The organism is Lactobacillus johnsonii (assembly GCF_013487865.1).
Taxonomy (GTDB): domain Bacteria; phylum Bacillota; class Bacilli; order Lactobacillales; family Lactobacillaceae; genus Lactobacillus; species Lactobacillus johnsonii_A.
Genome location: NZ_CP047409.1, coordinates 1,481,457 through 1,498,443, shown reverse-complemented (window position 1 = coordinate 1,498,443; position 16,987 = coordinate 1,481,457). Strand labels below are relative to the sequence as shown.

The following is a 16,987-nucleotide window of genomic DNA, read 5'->3' as shown; positions in this document are numbered from 1 at the left end:
AATAGGTAATATGACATTAACTGAATGGAAACAAAGAATAAAGGCTCATCGCTTTGCATATATTGAAGCGGAGAGCCTTTTTTATCAGATTCCGTTTATTCAGCAATTAACCACAATCACGGATAAAGATGGATATTACAAATATAAATCATTGAAAGAAATAGGCATTGATTTAGAACAACAAAGATCTGTTATAGATGGCAAAGCTAAGAAGAAGATAAACAAGTACATTCAATTGCATCAAAGAGCAGAAAGAGCAAGAAAATTAGCTAAGCAACAAATGTCACAACAGAAAGGAGGTAACTAATGTCTGATACTTATGGAGTTACTGCGACTTTTAGCGCTAGAGATAATATATCCAGTGCTATTGCTCAAATGAGATCACGTATTAGAGGTTTTTCTGATGATACTAATCGGGTAACGGCAAGTTTAGGCGAAATGGCAAAAGGAACAGCAGTATTTTCTCTTATTTCAAAAGGTGTGGAGGAAATGACTAGTTCTTTGGATGGTGCTGTTTCAAGATTTGACACCTTGCAAAACTTTCCCCGTATTATGAAGATAATGGGGTCACCAATTAAAGAAAGTACGTCAGCAATTAATATGCTGAAAAAAGGTGTTGATGGATTACCTACAGCATTAGATACAGTTGCCTCCACTACCGAAAAGCTTTATCCAGCTGTTGGAAATAATGTTAATAAAGCTGCTAAATCAACTTTAGCTTTAAACGATGCCTTTATTGCTTCTGGCGCGAGTGCTGAAGATGCAAGTCGTGGCTTGATCCAATATACTCAAATGTTATCTACCGGAAAAGTAGATATGATGTCGTGGCGCTCACTTGAAGAAACTATGCCATATGCTTTACAAAAGGTTGCTAAATCATTTGGTATCGCCTCAGGTTCAATGCAGGATTTGTATTCTAAAGTACAATCCGGCCAGATTTCGATGAAACAATTGAATGATCGCTTTATTGAATTAGATCAAGGTGCAACAGGATTTCATGAAGCTGCGTTAAATGCTACTGCGGGTATTGGTACAGCAGTAGCCAATATGAAGAACCGTGTCAAGGCCGGATTAGCGGATATCATTGAAGATATTGATAATACTATAAAAAAGGCAACTGGTGTAGATCTTGCAGGTTGGATTAACAAGAGTTCTTCAAAAATTAAAGAAAATCTTGATGCATTAGGCAATCAAATTAAAGGATCAGTAGCCACAATTAGAAATATTTTTAATATTTTACGTGATGCTATTATGCAGATTTTTCCAGCATGGAAATCAGCAATTGAGAGTGTAGTTCAATCCTATGGCTTACTGTATGCGCAAAACGATAAAGCCGCGGCTTTAAATACATTTCGAGCAATAGTTCAGCAGATAACACAGGCTCTAGTAGGATTAGCTAACTTTATTCAGCAAAATAGCACTAAAGTAGCCGCTTTAATTTCAATAGTATTACGTGCAACTACTGCATTTTTAGCATTTAAAACTGCAATAAATATTTCTAATACTATTGCTCAACCTTTCTTAGGTTTAGCTGGTGGAATCAGTACTGCTACAGCTCGTTTAACTCAATTCTTTGGGATTGGTACTCAATTTCAAACTTTTGGCGCTCGTATACTTGCGTTGTCTAATAATATCAAGACAATGGGGCCTGCTGGTGAAACGGCAAAGAATGCTATTAGCGAGGCAGTTGCAATTATTGATAAATTAGGAACTAAAAGTAATGCATCAACTACTGCAATAAATAAGGCAAGAAATGCTATTTCTTTATTGGGAAAGCAAGATCAGACAACTGCTAGGGAGCTTTCAAATCTTTTAACTAAGATTGAAGAAAGTAGTACTAAATCTACTGAATCTATTAGCGGAATAAATGCTTTAAGTAGTTCATTAAATCCTTTGAGAAATCGTTTAAATCTTGTCAAAGAAGAATTCAATAAATTAGGTCCGAATGTCGAAAAATCGACCGCACAAGTTAGAAATATAGGACCTAGTCTTCTAAGTGCAGGAAGTTCAATGCAAACGATTGCTAGAACCGTTGTCTCTAGGATAGTTTCTATTTTTAAAACAATGGGAACTGGAATTAGAGCTTCATTTTCTTCTCTAAGATCAATTGGGCCTATGTTGCTTTCCGTTTTTCAAAATCCTATTGCTGCAATTACTAGCGGGTTAGGTAGGGTTTTGGGTGTTGCACGAACATTTGGTGCATCGCTTACTGCTGCACTTGGTCCAGTTGGAATCGTACTTGCTGCAATAACTGCTGCAGTTGTGGCTTTTACTGTAATGTGGAAAAACAACTTTATGAATATTCGTGGAGTTGTTTCTAGTTTTGTTTCTGGTGTTAGTCAAAGCTTTTCTAGTATGCAAAGTACAGTTAGTCCGATAATCAATGCCTTAAAAGTAGTATTAGAAGCCCTGAAACCAGTTTTGCAAGGAATTGCAATAGTTATTGGTGGTACTTTATTGGTTGCTTTATCAGCGATTATGTTGGTAGTCGCTGGTGCGATTGATACTATTAGAACTGTAATCACAGGTATCTCCACAATTGTTATTGCAATTAAAGCTTTAATTACCGCTATTGCAAAAGGTGGAGAGGCTATCGGAAAGTTCTTTAAAGGCGACTTTAAGGGCGCCGCTGAAAGTGCTAAAGGATCAGTAGGTGCTATTAAAGATGGAATTTCTGATATTGGTAAGCAATGGCAGAACTTAGCTAATAATAGTGCCACTGCTAAAACTGTTAATGCTTTAAAGCAAGTTGGTAAATCGACAGATGATGATGCAGAAAAAGCAAAAGATTTTCAAAAGGCGTGGTCTGAAGCCTCTAAATCTATGCAAAATGATAATAAGGCTAATAAAGAAAGTTTTGACCAAGTCGTCGAATCGATGAAGTCAGCCTTTGGTTCTGATGATGGGATGAAAGGATATGTTTCAACCAGCGAAACTTTATTAAAATCATGGAGTTCTAAACAGCAAGAGATTCAAAAGAAATCCAGTGCCTTAATGGAGCAAGCAACAAAAGAAAGCGGAGAAAATCAGCGGAAGTTACGAGCTGCTGCTATTAATGAAATGCTAAGCGACCAATCTAAGGGCGCTGATCAAATGCAGCAAATTATGAATGACAATAATAAAATGCTGCAATCTGGAGTTGCTTCTAATGGTCAGAAATTAACTGATGAGCAAAAGCAAGCCCTTAAAGATCAAAATGAGGCAGTTGCACAAGCTTTAATTGATCAATCCAATATGGAATTAAGAGCTTTTAGACTTAAGATTGATAATCATGAAAAGTGGACTAAAGAAGATACAACCAGACAGATCGCTGCAATAAAGCAACAAAATAATGCTTTGTATTCAGAACATGAAGCTAATGCACAACGTGAAAAGGACTTAGAACAAAAGTTAGCTAGTGCCAAAACCGAAACTGAAAAGAATGGCTATCAAATGCAATTAGACGCTTTAAAACAAAGCGATCAGAAAAAACTGCAAGAGATTGACAATAACAATACTCAAATTGTTGAGTCAATGGCTCGTTCCGGTCAGCTAACTCATAAGACTTTCACACAAGCATTAAATAAGATGAAAATTAGTACCACTCAAGGCTTAGAAGAAATGTTGAGTGAAATTAATCAACATTCAGCTACGATGTGGGAACGTATGCAGGTAATGGCTCAGTACTTTGGAACAGCTGGAAAACAAGGAACACAAAACTTCTTAAACGCTGTAGCTTCCGGAGATTTAGAAAAAGCTGGTAACTTAATGAATAACCAAGTTATGAAGGATTTGGGTAAATTACCAGCCAAGATGTTTAAAGGTGGTAGTGATGGCAAAAAGAGTTTCTTAGATGCCATCAAACGTGGCAATTATGAGGCTGCCGGAGAAAACATTAGTGATAAAGTTGATAAAGGTCTGTCTAAACGTAAAGGTGGCGGAAAAGGAAAAGGCGCAAATGATGAAGGAACCAAGAGAGCAAAAGAAATCTCTAATGGGTTAAGTTCGCAAGCTCCTAATGTTCAAAAATCTGCTAAAAAAGTTTCTGATGCAGCCGATAAAGGGTTAAAGGCTAATACTGCTAAAGCTAAGTCGGAAGGTAAAAAAACTGCTACAGCATATTCGTCTGGTGTTAAATCGGGTAAAGGTTCCGTATCATCTGCATCTAAAGAATTGCCAAAAGCAGCAGCTAGTGGAGCGAAGTCATCAACTGGATCAATTAAGTCTGCAGGTAAATCAGTTTCAAATAGTTATGCGTCTGGAGTTAGAAGCGGTAAAGAATCCGCTCATTCAGCCGGCGCTTCATTAGGATCAAGTGCAGTTAGTGGTTTAAATAGTAAAAAATCTTCAGCTAAAAGGGCTGGAACTACATTAGGAAGTTCTATGCAAAGTGGTCTTAAGTCTAAATCTAGTGCAATGAGATCAACTGGAAAAGATTTAGGAAGTTCGGCAAATAGTGGTGCTAGAACTTATCACAGTGACATGTATTCAACTGGTAAATATTTGGCAGAAGGAATTGCAGAAGGTATTACTAGTGGCTCAGGAGCCATTAGACGAGCCGCTGAAAGTGCAGTTCAAAAAGCTGTTGCAGCAGCACGAAGAAAAGCAGATATTAATTCACCTTCTAGAGTAATGAAATTAGAAGTTGGTCAATGGCTTGCTAAAGGAATTGCTTCTGGTATTGACGAATATACAGAAGATGCGCAAAAGAGTGCCCAGAATTTAATTGGACGAGTTCGTAGTACATTAGCTGGCGAAGCTGGATTTATTCTTGATACTCGTAGTCAACTTATCATTAATCCTAATAATCAGTTACTTGGTTTAATTGCTAATATCAGTAATAAGCTTGATAGAAAACAGCAAATAGTAATGGATACTGGTGCATTAGTTGGATCGACAGCTGATGTATATAATCGAAAATTTGGTAGTGATATTTCACTAAATGAAAGGTTTTCAAAATGATGCGTGAAGATAGAATTTTTTCACAGTTTAATAAGCAATATGAGAATGATGGCTTTTTTCATGACACAATCGAAACCTCGCCGGTTATGGTTCGTGCTCCTGATGAAGATTTTACTTTTGCTAATTTCAATTCTGCTGATAAAGGCTGGTGGCTTACTAAGAGGGATGCACCAACACCTAAGGAAAAAGAGATCACTTATTCAGTTCCTTATTCGCAAGGCGAGGAAGATTTTTCTAACTTAGATAATCAAAGATTTTTTGAAGCCCGTGAGATCACTTACGAGCTTCTTTTAGTTGATGAAGATTACTCTTACAGAAAAGCCAAAGAAAAGGAAATCAAGCGTCTAATTATGCAAGCAGCAGGATATAGAGAGCTTGATGATACTTTCAATTCTGGTTTTTGTTTTTCGGCTAAATCTGAAAGCGTGGAGTGTTCTGATGATGAAAGTAACGGGACTTTAACAGCAACAGTTAAATTTAAGGCTTATCCTTATGCGATTGCTAGAAGTTATGAAGGGTCTGATATCTGGGACGAGATTAATTTTGACAATTGGCAAGACCAACAGACCACTTTTAACGTGAATAATAATTCTGCAAAAGCTGACTTAGATAATTACGGCTCTAAGCCGGTAGAACTAGGCTTTGCGGTAACTGGAAATGTTAAGGTAACAGGATCTAATATCAACCTTGATTTAGATCAGGCTGGCGCAACTAAGGTAACAATAATGCTACCAGTTGGAGTAACCAGTTTGACTGTTTCAGGTAACGGCACAGTTCACTTCCAATTCAAGCGAGAGGAGATGATTTAGTGGGCTATAGGATTGTGGCATACGATAAGCCAACTGATAAGGGTGGCTTTATCGTGTATGACCAGAACTTAGCAACAAGGAATTTAGTATCTGGTAGCCTTAATTTAAAGCTCACAGATATTGATGATCTTGATCTTACTGTTAATCAGTTAAATCCTCTCTATGATCGTGTTGAGCCATTAATAACTCACATTGAAGTTTATGAAGATGATGATCTTATCTTCCGTGGTCGAGCAATTAAGCCAACCAAAGAAATGGCTTCTAATGGTGGATTTACTCGTGAGTATATTTTTGAAGCTATTGATGCTTATCTGCTGGATAGTATTCAACGCTTTGATAATGATTCTGGGTCAAGTGCTAAAGCTTACTTGCAAAAGCTAATTAAGGTACATAATGGTCAATTTTCTGATAATTATAAGCATTTTACGCTTGGCAACTGTGATTATTCAGACAATGAGGGTATCATTCAAAGGCAGATTGATTATCCAACCACCAAAGAAGCAATTACCGCTCAGCTAATCAACAAAACTGGTGGGTATATCAGAGTACGATACGACCACGATAAGCAGACTAATTACATTGATTACACCAAAACAATAGGAGTATCCCACAAGGCGGACACTCCTATTTCTGTTGGTAAAAATATGTTATCGGCTAAGCAAACCATTGACCCTACAGGAATAATCACTCGATTAATCCCATTAGGTAAAGTGCAACCAGCACCTAAAACCACTCTGGGTGATGATGACACTGTTGATGAAAATGGTGTAGCTACTGGTGTAACTCATGCTGTCAATGGTGACTGGGGACCGGCTATTCGTAATGCTGGTAAAGTCATGGGCGTAACCATTAGTGATGAATATGTTCAGAAGATTAAAAACATGATCAAAGGCGAAAGTGGTGGCTCTGAAACAGCAGTTAATGGTTGGGATGCGAATGCTAGAGCCGGTCACCCAAGTGCCGGATTATTACAGTTCACAGAAGGTACTTTTCAAAATTACATGGTTAAGCCGTTTACAACTTGGAAACAAGGGTTTGATCAATTGTGTGCGCTTTTCAATATGAATGATTGGAAGTCCGAAGTCGATAAGTGGCAAATCTATCGTTCTTGGTCTCCAAACGGCACGAAAAGAATGGACGAAGTCAAGACAACTCACAAGGGTTCGCTTAACTCTTGGGGTTGGCCGTTTCCATCAGTTGGCGAAGGTCATTTCATGGACGCACAACTTTTTGGTGTTCATGCTGGCAACGGTAGAACTAATAACTTTCACGATGGTTTAGACTTCGGTAGCATTGACCACCCTGGAAGTGAAGTACATGCAATTCACGGTGGTACAGTAACTAGAATCGGCAATGATGGTTATATTGGCTGGTATGTAGTTACTCATTCAAGAGATGGATATGACATTGTTTACCAAGAAGCTTTTTCAAGTCGTGGAAACATCAAAGTTAGTCAAGGACAAACGATTAAGACTGGCGATGTGATTGGGATACGTGATACTAGTCACGTTCATATAGGTGTAACCAAGAAATCATGGTATGAGGGTTACACAAAAGGTCATTCTTTCGATCCTAACTGGGCTTGGCTAGACCCGTTGAAGCTTATTAAAGAGGGCGGTCAAAAAGGCGATAGTGATAATCACTCTAAGACCTATGAAGATGAAAGCCCCCAGCCTAGATTTAACATTACCAGCGTCAATGGTGGTAAGGATTATATCGAAGATGCTGACTTAATTAAGCAGTTTGGTGTGATTGAAGGAACGCAGATCTTTGATGACTTGCAAGATCCAGCTCAAATTAAGCAGATGGGCGAGAAGTGGCTTGCTAATGAGAAACGGCACGTCACAAAGAACTCTTTTGAAGTTTCAGCATTAGAGCTACCAGAATTTGATCGTTTTAAGGTTGGCGACTCTTATCAGTTCGTCAATCCACAGGTATCTAAGACAGCTCAATTACTTCAAGTAGTCGAGAAAGATATTGATTTCGCTCACGAGAGAAATAGTAGCTTAAAGATCGCTGATGTTGCTAAGAGTTTGACTGACTATCAGATTGAAGACAGCAAAAAGATCAATGCACGGTTTCAATCAATTCAAAAAACACTAGCTCAGCAATCACTTACTATTGCTAATCTTTCATCGGGTGCAATGAGTGTTGAGAGCAATAATAATCAGGTTAATCAAAGCATTAACCAAGTGTCTGAACAGAGTAATTTTGATGCTAAATATATCAAGGATGAGTTAGACAAGCACTTGAAAGATTATGCTGAAATCAAAAAAATTATTGATGATCTGCCAAACAAGTATGCGACATCCGAACAGCTAAAAGCAGTAAGTGAAAAAGTAGATAAATTAGAGCAGGAAGGGAGAGAGTAATGGCTAATTATTTTGACAACAGCCACATAGATGGCAAACAGTTAACGCCACAACAAATTGCGGACGCTATCCGACATAAGAAATTTGGCGTTGATGTCCGTGAAGCTATGGCACAAGGGTTAGAGTACTGTATGACACAAGCTCAAAAGGTGGATAAGGTTGAGAGTGATTTAAGCAATCTAAGCAAGCGAGTTACGGCATTGGAAGTTTTGCCTAGTGAAGTTGCAGAAGTTAAACGAGATATTGGAACGATTAATAAACAGATTGACAAGCTCAACGTTGCCGTCTTTGGCGATGGGGCTACAGCAGTTCAAACAATTAGTTCTAATCAAGAGAATCATAGTCAAATTGCTGAGGAGGTGAAACTTGACTAATGAATAATATGCCAACAATTAATAACGGTGGGCAACCATATTACTTTCCTGCTGATATTGCAAAAGAAGGGGAAGACTATGCCAGATTAAGTAATTTCTTCAAAACAAGAGTAGGAGATAACGGAAAAATTCTTACTCTAAAATGGTATGACCAAGGGCGTGTAATGAACGTTCACGGCTTTATTCCCTTTATTCAGGGTATGGTTGGAAAACACTATGAAGAACCAGATACAAAAGAGATCGTTATGGCACCAGACGCACTTTATCGTGAGTGGCAAGGATCAACTGATAACGGTCATGACGGTGGATTCATGGACTACATTCTTGAAGATCAAATGTTTCCTCAAGAAGGGATTTTTAAAGGCCACTTTGGACTTAAAGATACTAACGGTAACGTTCTTACAAGCGTCAATATTGTCTTTGAAGTCTTAGGTAACGACCTTAGAGTTGGTGAGACTTCAAAGTACTACAGTGCAGAGTTAGACAGATTAGTGCGAGAGTATGAAGTTAAAACTGATCAGATGGTTGCTGATGGTACTCAAAAAGTAGATCAGTTTGTTGCCCAAACAAAGAATAATATCAATACATCTCTTCAAACATCTAGAGATAACATTGATGCTTTAAATGGCGAGATCAGAGCTAATCGCGCTGAACAAGCAAATATCTCACAGCATTTAGCTGGTACACAACAACAAATTGCTAACTATGATATCGTAACCAGACCTGAATTCCAAACAGGAATGGATACGATGAACAGTGCAATCAATGAACGTCTTTCGCAAATGAAGACTAACCCTATTGCAGTTGCAAACGCTGGAGAGCTGACTAAGAATTATCCTAATGGTGCAGATGGTATCTTCATCACGGCAGATACTGGTCACAAGTGGATATATCTCTATGGTGCTTGGAAAGATTGTGGTGCATATCAAGCAATCGGTATTGAGAACTCCGAACTAGCACCTCTTAAAGAAGACTTGATAAAGCAAGAGGGTAAAATCAATCAAAATACCAATGATATTGAACTTAATTCACTAGGAATTAAGAAGAATAGCGTTGATATTCAGAACCTAGAGGGCGCTGGTCATCTGATGGATATCTTGCTAGTTGATGATTTTGGCAATCATATTACGGATGACTATGGCAATCGCATCAGTGGTTATAAGTGGCTGCCACTAACCGATGTAACTCTTACGCAAGCAGGATTGCCAGCTGATGGTCAAGCAGTTGGAGAAGCAATTAAGAATGCTACTAGTTTTAAGCCTGAAAAGTATGGCATGCCAGTTCTTTACCTTTGGGGTAGCAATATTCTATCGCTTAAAGATAAATCAAAGACTTTGAAGAACGAGGTTACTTATAGTTTCCCAGCATATGGAGTTTCTGGGACTGTAGAAAAGTTTAAAGTGCAAGGTGCTTCAAGTGTTGCTTGGCCTAAAAAGAACTATACTTTGAACCTTGACAAGAGCTTTGAAGGAATTAGTGGCTATGGCAAAAATCATAAGTATGTTATCAAAGCTAATTATGCTGATCCATCACAAGCGTTAAATGTAGTTGGTGCCAGATTATGGGGTATGATTCGTGGAACGCATAAGAATGCGAACACAGGCATTCTCAATATTAATGGCGACCAATTGGTTGACGATACAGGAAATCGTATTATAGCTGAAACTGATCCACAACTATCAATTGGCGGTACTTATGGAGCGGTAGACGGATTCCCAATTGGTGTTTACATCAATGGTCAATATTGGGGACTATATTCATTCAATATTCCTAAAGACGACTGGATGGCAAAGATGCCTAAAAAGTCTAAGAACAAATATGCAATCATTGACACAATCTGGGATCCTCAAGGTGCGTTTAAGCAAGAAACTAATTTAAAGGATCAAATGGAATTGCAATTCTGTAGCACAAAAGATACAGAATGGGCTAAAGATTCAGTAAATGAGTTAATCAGAGCTGCATTGGCTAGCTATGATACAGTAGATGATTTTAACAAAGCAGTTAGTCCATTACTTGATATAGATAGTGCCATTGACTACTACATCTTTTCAGTTTTAGTTGATAATGATGATGGCATTTTCAGAAACTACTTGCTACAAACATTTGATGGCAAAAAGTGGTACATTGCAGCATATGACTTGGATTCAATCTTTGGGCGAACACCAGACTTTTGGGAACATCTACACGCTAAGTCGGATACAAACGATTGGCGAGACCATGGCGTAACGTTCGAGAATGTAACCAATGCTAACCGACTGATGTATCAGCTATGGAAGTTCTATAAGGAGGAGATCTTAAAACGTACTAAGGCTTTGATTGATGGCGTCATGTCAGATTCAGCCGTAGATACAGCTTTTGTTGATTATGTAAGACATATTCCACTTACTGCTTTTAATGCAGAACTTGAACGCTGGCCTGGTATGCAAAATACATTGGTTGATAATATAAACCGTATTGGCAGATGGTACATGCAGCGTATAGCATGGTTGAAAAACAAATATTTTAATAACTAATAAAGGAGAAAATTATTATGGCAGATATTAAATTTATGGATTTATCAGAGAATGGTAACCCAGCTACTACAGATAGCGTTTTAATTGGAAATCAACAAGACGGATTAAAACGCGCTACATTAGGGACTATTGGAAACATGTTTTCAGTACATCAAGCTTTGCACTTTGAAGAGGTATCTGTTTTAACTTCTACTCAAGCAGATAAAGCCACTAACCCAGATCAAAATACTGAAATTGGAGTTAGTTTTGACGTTTCTGCACCTTCCGTACCTGGTTATACTTTCCAATGCTGGATTGGCTCTCAAACTAATGGCTTTATTAGCGCAACTTATATGTCCAGTAAATTAAATAGCAATGGTCAAATCTGGGTTTACGCTCCACAGTGGACTATCACTAATAGTTCCAATTCAGTTTCTGCAACTGCTCTATACATCAAGAATGAATTAGCTTAAATAAAAGCAGTCGCCTAAGAAATAAACAGTACGCAAGGGCGGCTAGTTAGGAGATATCTATGAAAAAATTTAAAAAGCTCCTACATTCTGAACACCCGCAACATGAAATACTAGCTTTTGCAATGATGGGTATAGGGTTAATTCTTATCTGCAACGACTTTTATTTCTTTTGGCCACCTTTTGCGGTCGGTTTTCTGAATGATGACTTAGTTGGCGGTGTGTTTATAACCGATGGCATTCTACTGTTAAGGTGGGCACTTAGTGCATCTGGTAAGATCTATGCTAATCGTAATCTGCTAGTTATTACGGCTGGTTTACTTGCATTTGAAGCAACCGCTGAATTCTGTCATGGCTATGTTTCAGGAAGACCACACATGCTTATGGCTGGTTTTCTTGAAATTGTAGTTTTACTTTTCGTCTTTTCCATTATAGGAAAAACTAAGAAGCACAATTACTAGTGGGAGGTGGTGCTGTGGAATTCATTAAAGCACTACCTTATATAGTAGGTATATTGGCAACCGTAGGAGCTGGCATTAAGTGGCTTTACGGAGAGCTAAAAGAAGAAAAGAAACACTATGAAGAACTTTACCAGCAAAAAGAAGCTGAGGCTGAAGCCTTAAAAGACAAAATTAATCAATTGAAAATTAAGATAATCAAATTGGAAGCATCTCAACGAGGTGCTTTTTTTGATGGAAAGGATCGTAAAGAATGACTAAGAAACTAGAAAAAGAATTGAAGAAGTTAAACGTAAAGCGTGACAAGTTATCAAAATTTCTATCCAAGCAAAATAAAAAGACTTTACCTGCTAACCAACGTGCTTTATTAACAGAACAAAAGCAAGCAATGGCTAAGTATGCCAAAGTGTTGAAGTTGCGCATCAAGGACTTAAAGGAGGCGGCTAAATAATGAGTTTTAGTCATTTATTAGACTTAATGGTTGTTGCAGTATCAGTTGCAGCAGTAGTAATTGTATCTTTCTATGCTAAGCATAAGATTGAAATTGATGAAAGAGCTGCTAAAGGTGACCGAGTTGCAATGGCACAGCAAATTGTAGCACAAGCGGTAACCCCTCTCGTTTATCAAGCTGAGAAGAGGGGTGGGGCAGGCGAAGAGAAGATGGATTTCGTAATTAATGGACTTAATTTAATCTTATCCTTGGCTCACTTACCAGCTTTACCAGCAAGCTTTTTGAAGGGCTTAGCTGAAAAAGCTGTTGTAGCAATGAAGCAAACACAAGCAATTTCTGATACCATCGATAAGCCCAAAACTACTATTGTCGGGGAATTAAAAGACGTTAAGTAGGAGGTTACTATGGAAGTCAAAAAAAGAAGTTACGGTGTAGATGTATCAAGTCACAATACTGCTGACTTATCAAGTATGGCCGGAGCAGGAGCTAAATTTGCTATAGTTAAGTTGTCAGAAGGCACAGGCTATCAAAATCCTAAAGCTCCAGTACAAATTTCAAGCGCTAAAGCGGACAACATGCTTATTATGGGTTATCACTATGCCCACTTTGGTGCTGATAGCAATCGTGCAGTGCAAGAGGGTAACTATACAGTTAATTCAGCAAAATATGCTGGGTTGCCAGTAGGTTCCTACTTAGCTTGTGACTGGGAAGTAGATGATAATAATGTTACTAATGGCGGACGAGTACCTAGTGCGAATGCAATTCTCGCATTCTTAGATACAATTGTAGCAGCAGGATATAAGCCGTTACTATACTCTGGTGCAGCATTACTAAAGGGTAATGTTGATACTAGTAAGGTACTTGCTAAGTATCCTAACTCCCTATGGGTAGCAGCATACCCACTAGGAAACGGTGTGCCAGCAAGTACGCCAGATTTTGGTTACTTCCCATCAATGGAAGGCGTGGCTATTTGGCAATTCACTGACGATTGGAATGGTATGAGCGTTGATGGTAACATCTCACTGATTGATCTTAAAACTGACGGTGTACCAACATCTCAATCAGTTAAGCCAGTAGTTAAGCAACCAGCACCACAATCTTTTGTCGATGACTTAGGGGATACCTGGTACAAAGAAGAGGGTAAGTTCTACCCGAACGGCACAATCAACATTCGCTATGGTGCTAGAACTACTAGTGATATCATTGGTACAGTTACCAAAGGCGATTGTGTTAAGTATGATGCATACAGCCGTCACGGCGGTTATGTCTGGATTAGACAACCACGTGCAACTGGTCAACCAGGATACTTAGTTTGCCGTCAAGGTAATGATCCTTGGGGAACTTTTAAGTAGAAATAAATTTTGGAATGTTTTGGAACATTTTTGGCATATTTCGAACACGAAAATTATGTTATACTTGAACCACTTAAAATGCATTTTAAAAGCCACTCTGGAGATTAAGTTCTCTGGAGTGGCTTTTTTTAGTTAAATGAAAAATCTTTATTCATTCTGGTATTTACAAGTTATATCTTATATTATATATTTAATGATTTATAAAGGATTAAAAAGTCAGGCTTAAAAACGCACAGAAAAAGCACAGAATAAATATAATAAACAATGTGAATTGATAGGAATCAAATTACTATAAATGTTGATATATTGCACTATTAAGAAAGGGTGTGTGCTTAATTGGAATGTCCAAACTGTCATAAAAATGCTTCGAGAGTAATTGATTCTCGTCCAAGTGATGAAAATAGAGCAATTAGAAGACGTAGAGAATGTGAAAATTGTGGTTTTCGTTTTACAACTTTTGAAAGAGTAGAACGTTCACCTTTATTAGTAATTAAAAATGACGGAACCCGTGAAGCATTTAATCGCGATAAAATTTTACATGGGGTAATGATGGCCGCACAAAAGAGACCAATTTCAAGTGAGCAACTTGATGCTTTAGTTGACCATGTAGAAAATGAAATTCGTAAGCAAGGTCTTAATGAAATTTCATCTAAAGATATTGGTAATCTAGTGATGAAAGAATTAGCAAACTTAGATGATGTAGCTTATATTCGTTTTGCAAGTATTTACCGTCAATTTAAAGATGTTTCAGGATTTATGGAAGCCATGGAAGATATGATGGCTAAGCATGATAAGGAGTAGGTAGCCGGTGTTTGAAAGTGCTGATCCTAAGCAGCCTTTTTATGTGGCTAATCAAGTAGCTGTTAGTGAAGAAAATATAAGGGTCTTAACTACTCTATTTGAACCCCTTGTAGGCATACAAGGAGTAGGATTGTATATAACTTTGACTAAGGAGTTTGATGAAGTTCCGTTTGCCAAAGATTATAAAACTTTGTATCAACTTCAAGACCAGACAAATCTAAAACTAGAAGATTTATTTTCCACCCTCCATCATTTAGAAGCAACAGGCTTGATTAAGACTTTTATAGGATCAAATCCCGTTGTAGGAGAAACATTGATTTTTGAAGTGGAAAAGGTTCCCTCAGCTGGTGAATTTTTTCATACATTTTTGTTGTCTAGTTTGTTACTGGAGCGGGTTGGGAATGTAACTTTTAATCGCTTAGTAAAAAAATTCACGCCGCGCACTTTTATTGGGCTAAAGGATGCTAAAGAAGTTACTAGTGGATTTTTTGATGTATTTCATCTAAGTGCTGAGAGTGCAATTGATGCTCCAATGGAAGTTAAAGAAGCGGCAGTTGAAGTTCCTAAAGATAATAAGAGTGAAATAAAGCTAGGAAATGAGCCTGTAAAGATTGATTGGAGCTTTCTACTCGACCTCTTTGCAAGCTATCATATTGACAAAGAAGAAGTTTTAAAGCATCAGGTAGAAATTAAACAAATTATTGATTTCTATCACTTAACAGAACAAGAATTTGTGGAAACTTCTCTAATTACTATGTCGGCAGGCACAGATAAATTAAATATGTATGCAATTCAAAATGCTGTTAACGAAAACTTTGGCCTTAATCGAAATAAGGAAATGGTTAGAAAGCAGTTGCAGCAAAAGCCTAAGGATGCCGATAAAACAATTAAGAACTTGTCAACAGCAGATGCAGAGTTGATTCGAGCAGTGGATAGTAAAACTCCCACTGATTACCTATATGAATTAAAAGAAAAAAAAGGCGGATATGTAACTGCTAATGAAAAGAAAGTTATTTATCGTTTGCAGGATCAGATGGGTTTAACACCGCCTTTAATCAATCTAATAGTTCATACTTGTTTTGAATATGATGCTGTCTTGACTAATAATTTAGCAGATCGAATTGCTAATGATTGGCTTCAAAAGGGGATTACTACGCCAACTGAAGCCATTGTATATCTTAAGGGACGTAAAAATAAGCGTAAGCGTCCCTCTTATCGTACTCATAAGAAGACAGTCCGTAAGACAACTGACTGGTCAAAGTATGAAAAGAAAAATCAATCGGAAAAAACAATGATGTCTGCTGAAGAAAGAAATCGAATTTTTAGAGAATTTGGTAAAAATGAATAGGGAGTGTTGTACTGGTGGAAGATATTTCTGAGGTAATTACACGAATTATAAAGAAACGCAAATTAGGTGAAGATAGCAAGAAAATTGCTAAAACAGCAATAAAGCATCCAAAAGTTCAAGCCTTTCTCGCACAAAATAAAGAAAGATTGAATAAAGAAATTGTCCAGGCATCCCTTCCTACAATTTTCAATTATGTTGAACAAATTGAGTCACCAAATCCAGTGATGGAGGGATATATACCTAAACTTTTTCTTAATGGAAAAGTAATTGATATTACCTATGTCCCTACTGAAGCAAAACTGAATTCAGAAGCTAAAAAGCGCGCAGAAAATAGAATTGAATTGATTGATCTACCGGCTAAGCTTCGTCATGTTGAATTAGCAAATGTTGATGCAACTCCTGAACGTGAGAATGCTTTGAATGAAGTAGCAATGTTTTTAGCTGAATTTAAAAAAAATAAGCATATAAAGGGACTGTATCTAACTGGCGATTTTGGTGTAGGAAAAACCTATATTCTAGCTGGTGTAGCTAATGCAATAGCACGACAAGGAAGTAGAGTAGTTTTTCTACATGTACCTTCTTTTATTGCCAGTTTAGGAAGCCATTTCCAAGATAATAGTTTAAACGATGAGATTGATCGCATTGCTTCAGCTCCAGTCTTAATTTTTGATGATATTGGAGCAGAAACGTTGAGTGAGTGGTCACGAGACGATGTACTAGGTGTAATTTTACAAAAACGGATGGATAATGTTTTACCAACATTTTTTAGCTCGAACATAACAATGGATGGTTTAAATGAACATTTTGCCGAAACTAGAAATAGCGTTGATGAAGTTAAGGCAAGACGTTTGATGGAACGAGTTCGGTTCTTGAGTAAAGAAGTTTTTGTTGGTGGTAAAAATCGTCGAAATTAATTTTAAAATTTTGCTTGCATCTATTTGATGAGCTAGTATAATGAAAGTCAATGAAAGACATGATTTTCTTCAATTCAGAGACAGGAGCCTAGTTCTGGAAGCTCCTGATTAGAAGAAAACCCCAATTTCATTCCTGAAATTTTTTATATTTGGCTAGGTACCATTAACGACCCTTAGAGGAATTAATTTTGTAATTAATTCGAAT

15 protein-coding genes are annotated in these 16,987 nt (G+C 37.5%); all 15 read left to right on the top strand.

The window, feature by feature from the left end; all coding sequences use genetic code 11:
* Positions 1–10: 10 nt before the first annotated feature.
* The 15 genes from GTO82_RS07135 (at position 11) to dnaI (ending at position 16,782) form a co-directional block, all read left to right on the top strand.
* Complete coding sequence (locus tag GTO82_RS07135) at positions 11–307, top strand: hypothetical protein (RefSeq protein WP_260983138.1); 297 nt, start codon at positions 11–13, stop codon at positions 305–307.
* Positions 307–4,941 (top strand): tape measure protein, encoded by a 4,635-nt coding sequence (locus GTO82_RS07130; RefSeq protein ID WP_180873023.1) that lies wholly within the window; start codon positions 307–309, stop codon positions 4,939–4,941. Before GTO82_RS07135 ends, GTO82_RS07130 begins: the two co-directional genes overlap by 1 nt.
* Entirely contained in the window at positions 4,938–5,750 is an 813-nt protein-coding gene (locus GTO82_RS07125) for a hypothetical protein (RefSeq protein WP_260983137.1), read from the top strand. Before GTO82_RS07130 ends, GTO82_RS07125 begins: the two co-directional genes overlap by 4 nt.
* Positions 5,750–8,122 carry a phage tail protein gene (locus GTO82_RS07120; protein ID WP_180873022.1) on the top strand — a complete coding sequence of 791 codons (2,373 nt, stop codon included), beginning with the start codon at positions 5,750–5,752 and terminating at the stop codon, positions 8,120–8,122. Before GTO82_RS07125 ends, GTO82_RS07120 begins: the two co-directional genes overlap by 1 nt.
* On the top strand, positions 8,122–8,496 hold the full coding sequence (locus tag GTO82_RS07115; protein WP_180873021.1) for a hypothetical protein: 375 nt from the start codon (positions 8,122–8,124) through the stop codon (positions 8,494–8,496). The genes GTO82_RS07120 and GTO82_RS07115 overlap by 1 nt, the downstream gene beginning before the upstream one ends.
* Positions 8,496–11,009 (top strand): CotH kinase family protein, encoded by a 2,514-nt coding sequence (locus GTO82_RS07110; RefSeq protein ID WP_180873020.1) that lies wholly within the window; start codon positions 8,496–8,498, stop codon positions 11,007–11,009. Before GTO82_RS07115 ends, GTO82_RS07110 begins: the two co-directional genes overlap by 1 nt.
* A gap of 17 nt (positions 11,010–11,026) precedes the next feature.
* The gene (locus GTO82_RS07105) at positions 11,027–11,461 is read left to right on the top strand and encodes a hypothetical protein (RefSeq protein ID WP_180873019.1); all 435 of its coding nucleotides are present in this window, start codon (positions 11,027–11,029) and stop codon (positions 11,459–11,461) included.
* Between the two features lie 59 nt (positions 11,462–11,520).
* The gene (locus GTO82_RS07100; protein WP_180873018.1) at positions 11,521–11,919 is read left to right on the top strand and encodes a hypothetical protein; all 399 of its coding nucleotides are present in this window, start codon (positions 11,521–11,523) and stop codon (positions 11,917–11,919) included.
* 14 nt (positions 11,920–11,933) lie between these two features.
* Positions 11,934–12,173, top strand: a complete 240-nt coding sequence (locus GTO82_RS07095; RefSeq protein WP_180873017.1) for a hypothetical protein — start codon at positions 11,934–11,936, stop codon at positions 12,171–12,173.
* Positions 12,170–12,367, top strand: a complete 198-nt coding sequence (locus GTO82_RS07090) for a crAss001_48 related protein (RefSeq protein ID WP_180873016.1) — start codon at positions 12,170–12,172, stop codon at positions 12,365–12,367. The genes GTO82_RS07095 and GTO82_RS07090 overlap by 4 nt, the downstream gene beginning before the upstream one ends.
* Entirely contained in the window at positions 12,367–12,762 is a 396-nt protein-coding gene (locus GTO82_RS07085; protein ID WP_180873015.1) for a phage holin, read from the top strand. The genes GTO82_RS07090 and GTO82_RS07085 overlap by 1 nt, the downstream gene beginning before the upstream one ends.
* Before the next feature lie 9 nt (positions 12,763–12,771).
* Positions 12,772–13,719 (top strand): GH25 family lysozyme, encoded by a 948-nt coding sequence (locus GTO82_RS07080; protein WP_180873014.1) that lies wholly within the window; start codon positions 12,772–12,774, stop codon positions 13,717–13,719.
* A 336-nt stretch (positions 13,720–14,055) separates the two neighbouring features.
* Positions 14,056–14,520, top strand: a complete 465-nt coding sequence (gene nrdR, locus GTO82_RS07075) for a transcriptional regulator NrdR (protein ID WP_004897797.1) — start codon at positions 14,056–14,058, stop codon at positions 14,518–14,520.
* 7 nt (positions 14,521–14,527) lie between these two features.
* Entirely contained in the window at positions 14,528–15,868 is a 1,341-nt protein-coding gene (locus GTO82_RS07070; RefSeq protein ID WP_180873013.1) for a DnaD domain protein, read from the top strand.
* Between the two features lie 14 nt (positions 15,869–15,882).
* Complete coding sequence (dnaI, locus tag GTO82_RS07065) at positions 15,883–16,782, top strand: primosomal protein DnaI (protein ID WP_180873012.1); 900 nt, start codon at positions 15,883–15,885, stop codon at positions 16,780–16,782.
* Positions 16,783–16,987 lie beyond the last annotated feature (205 nt).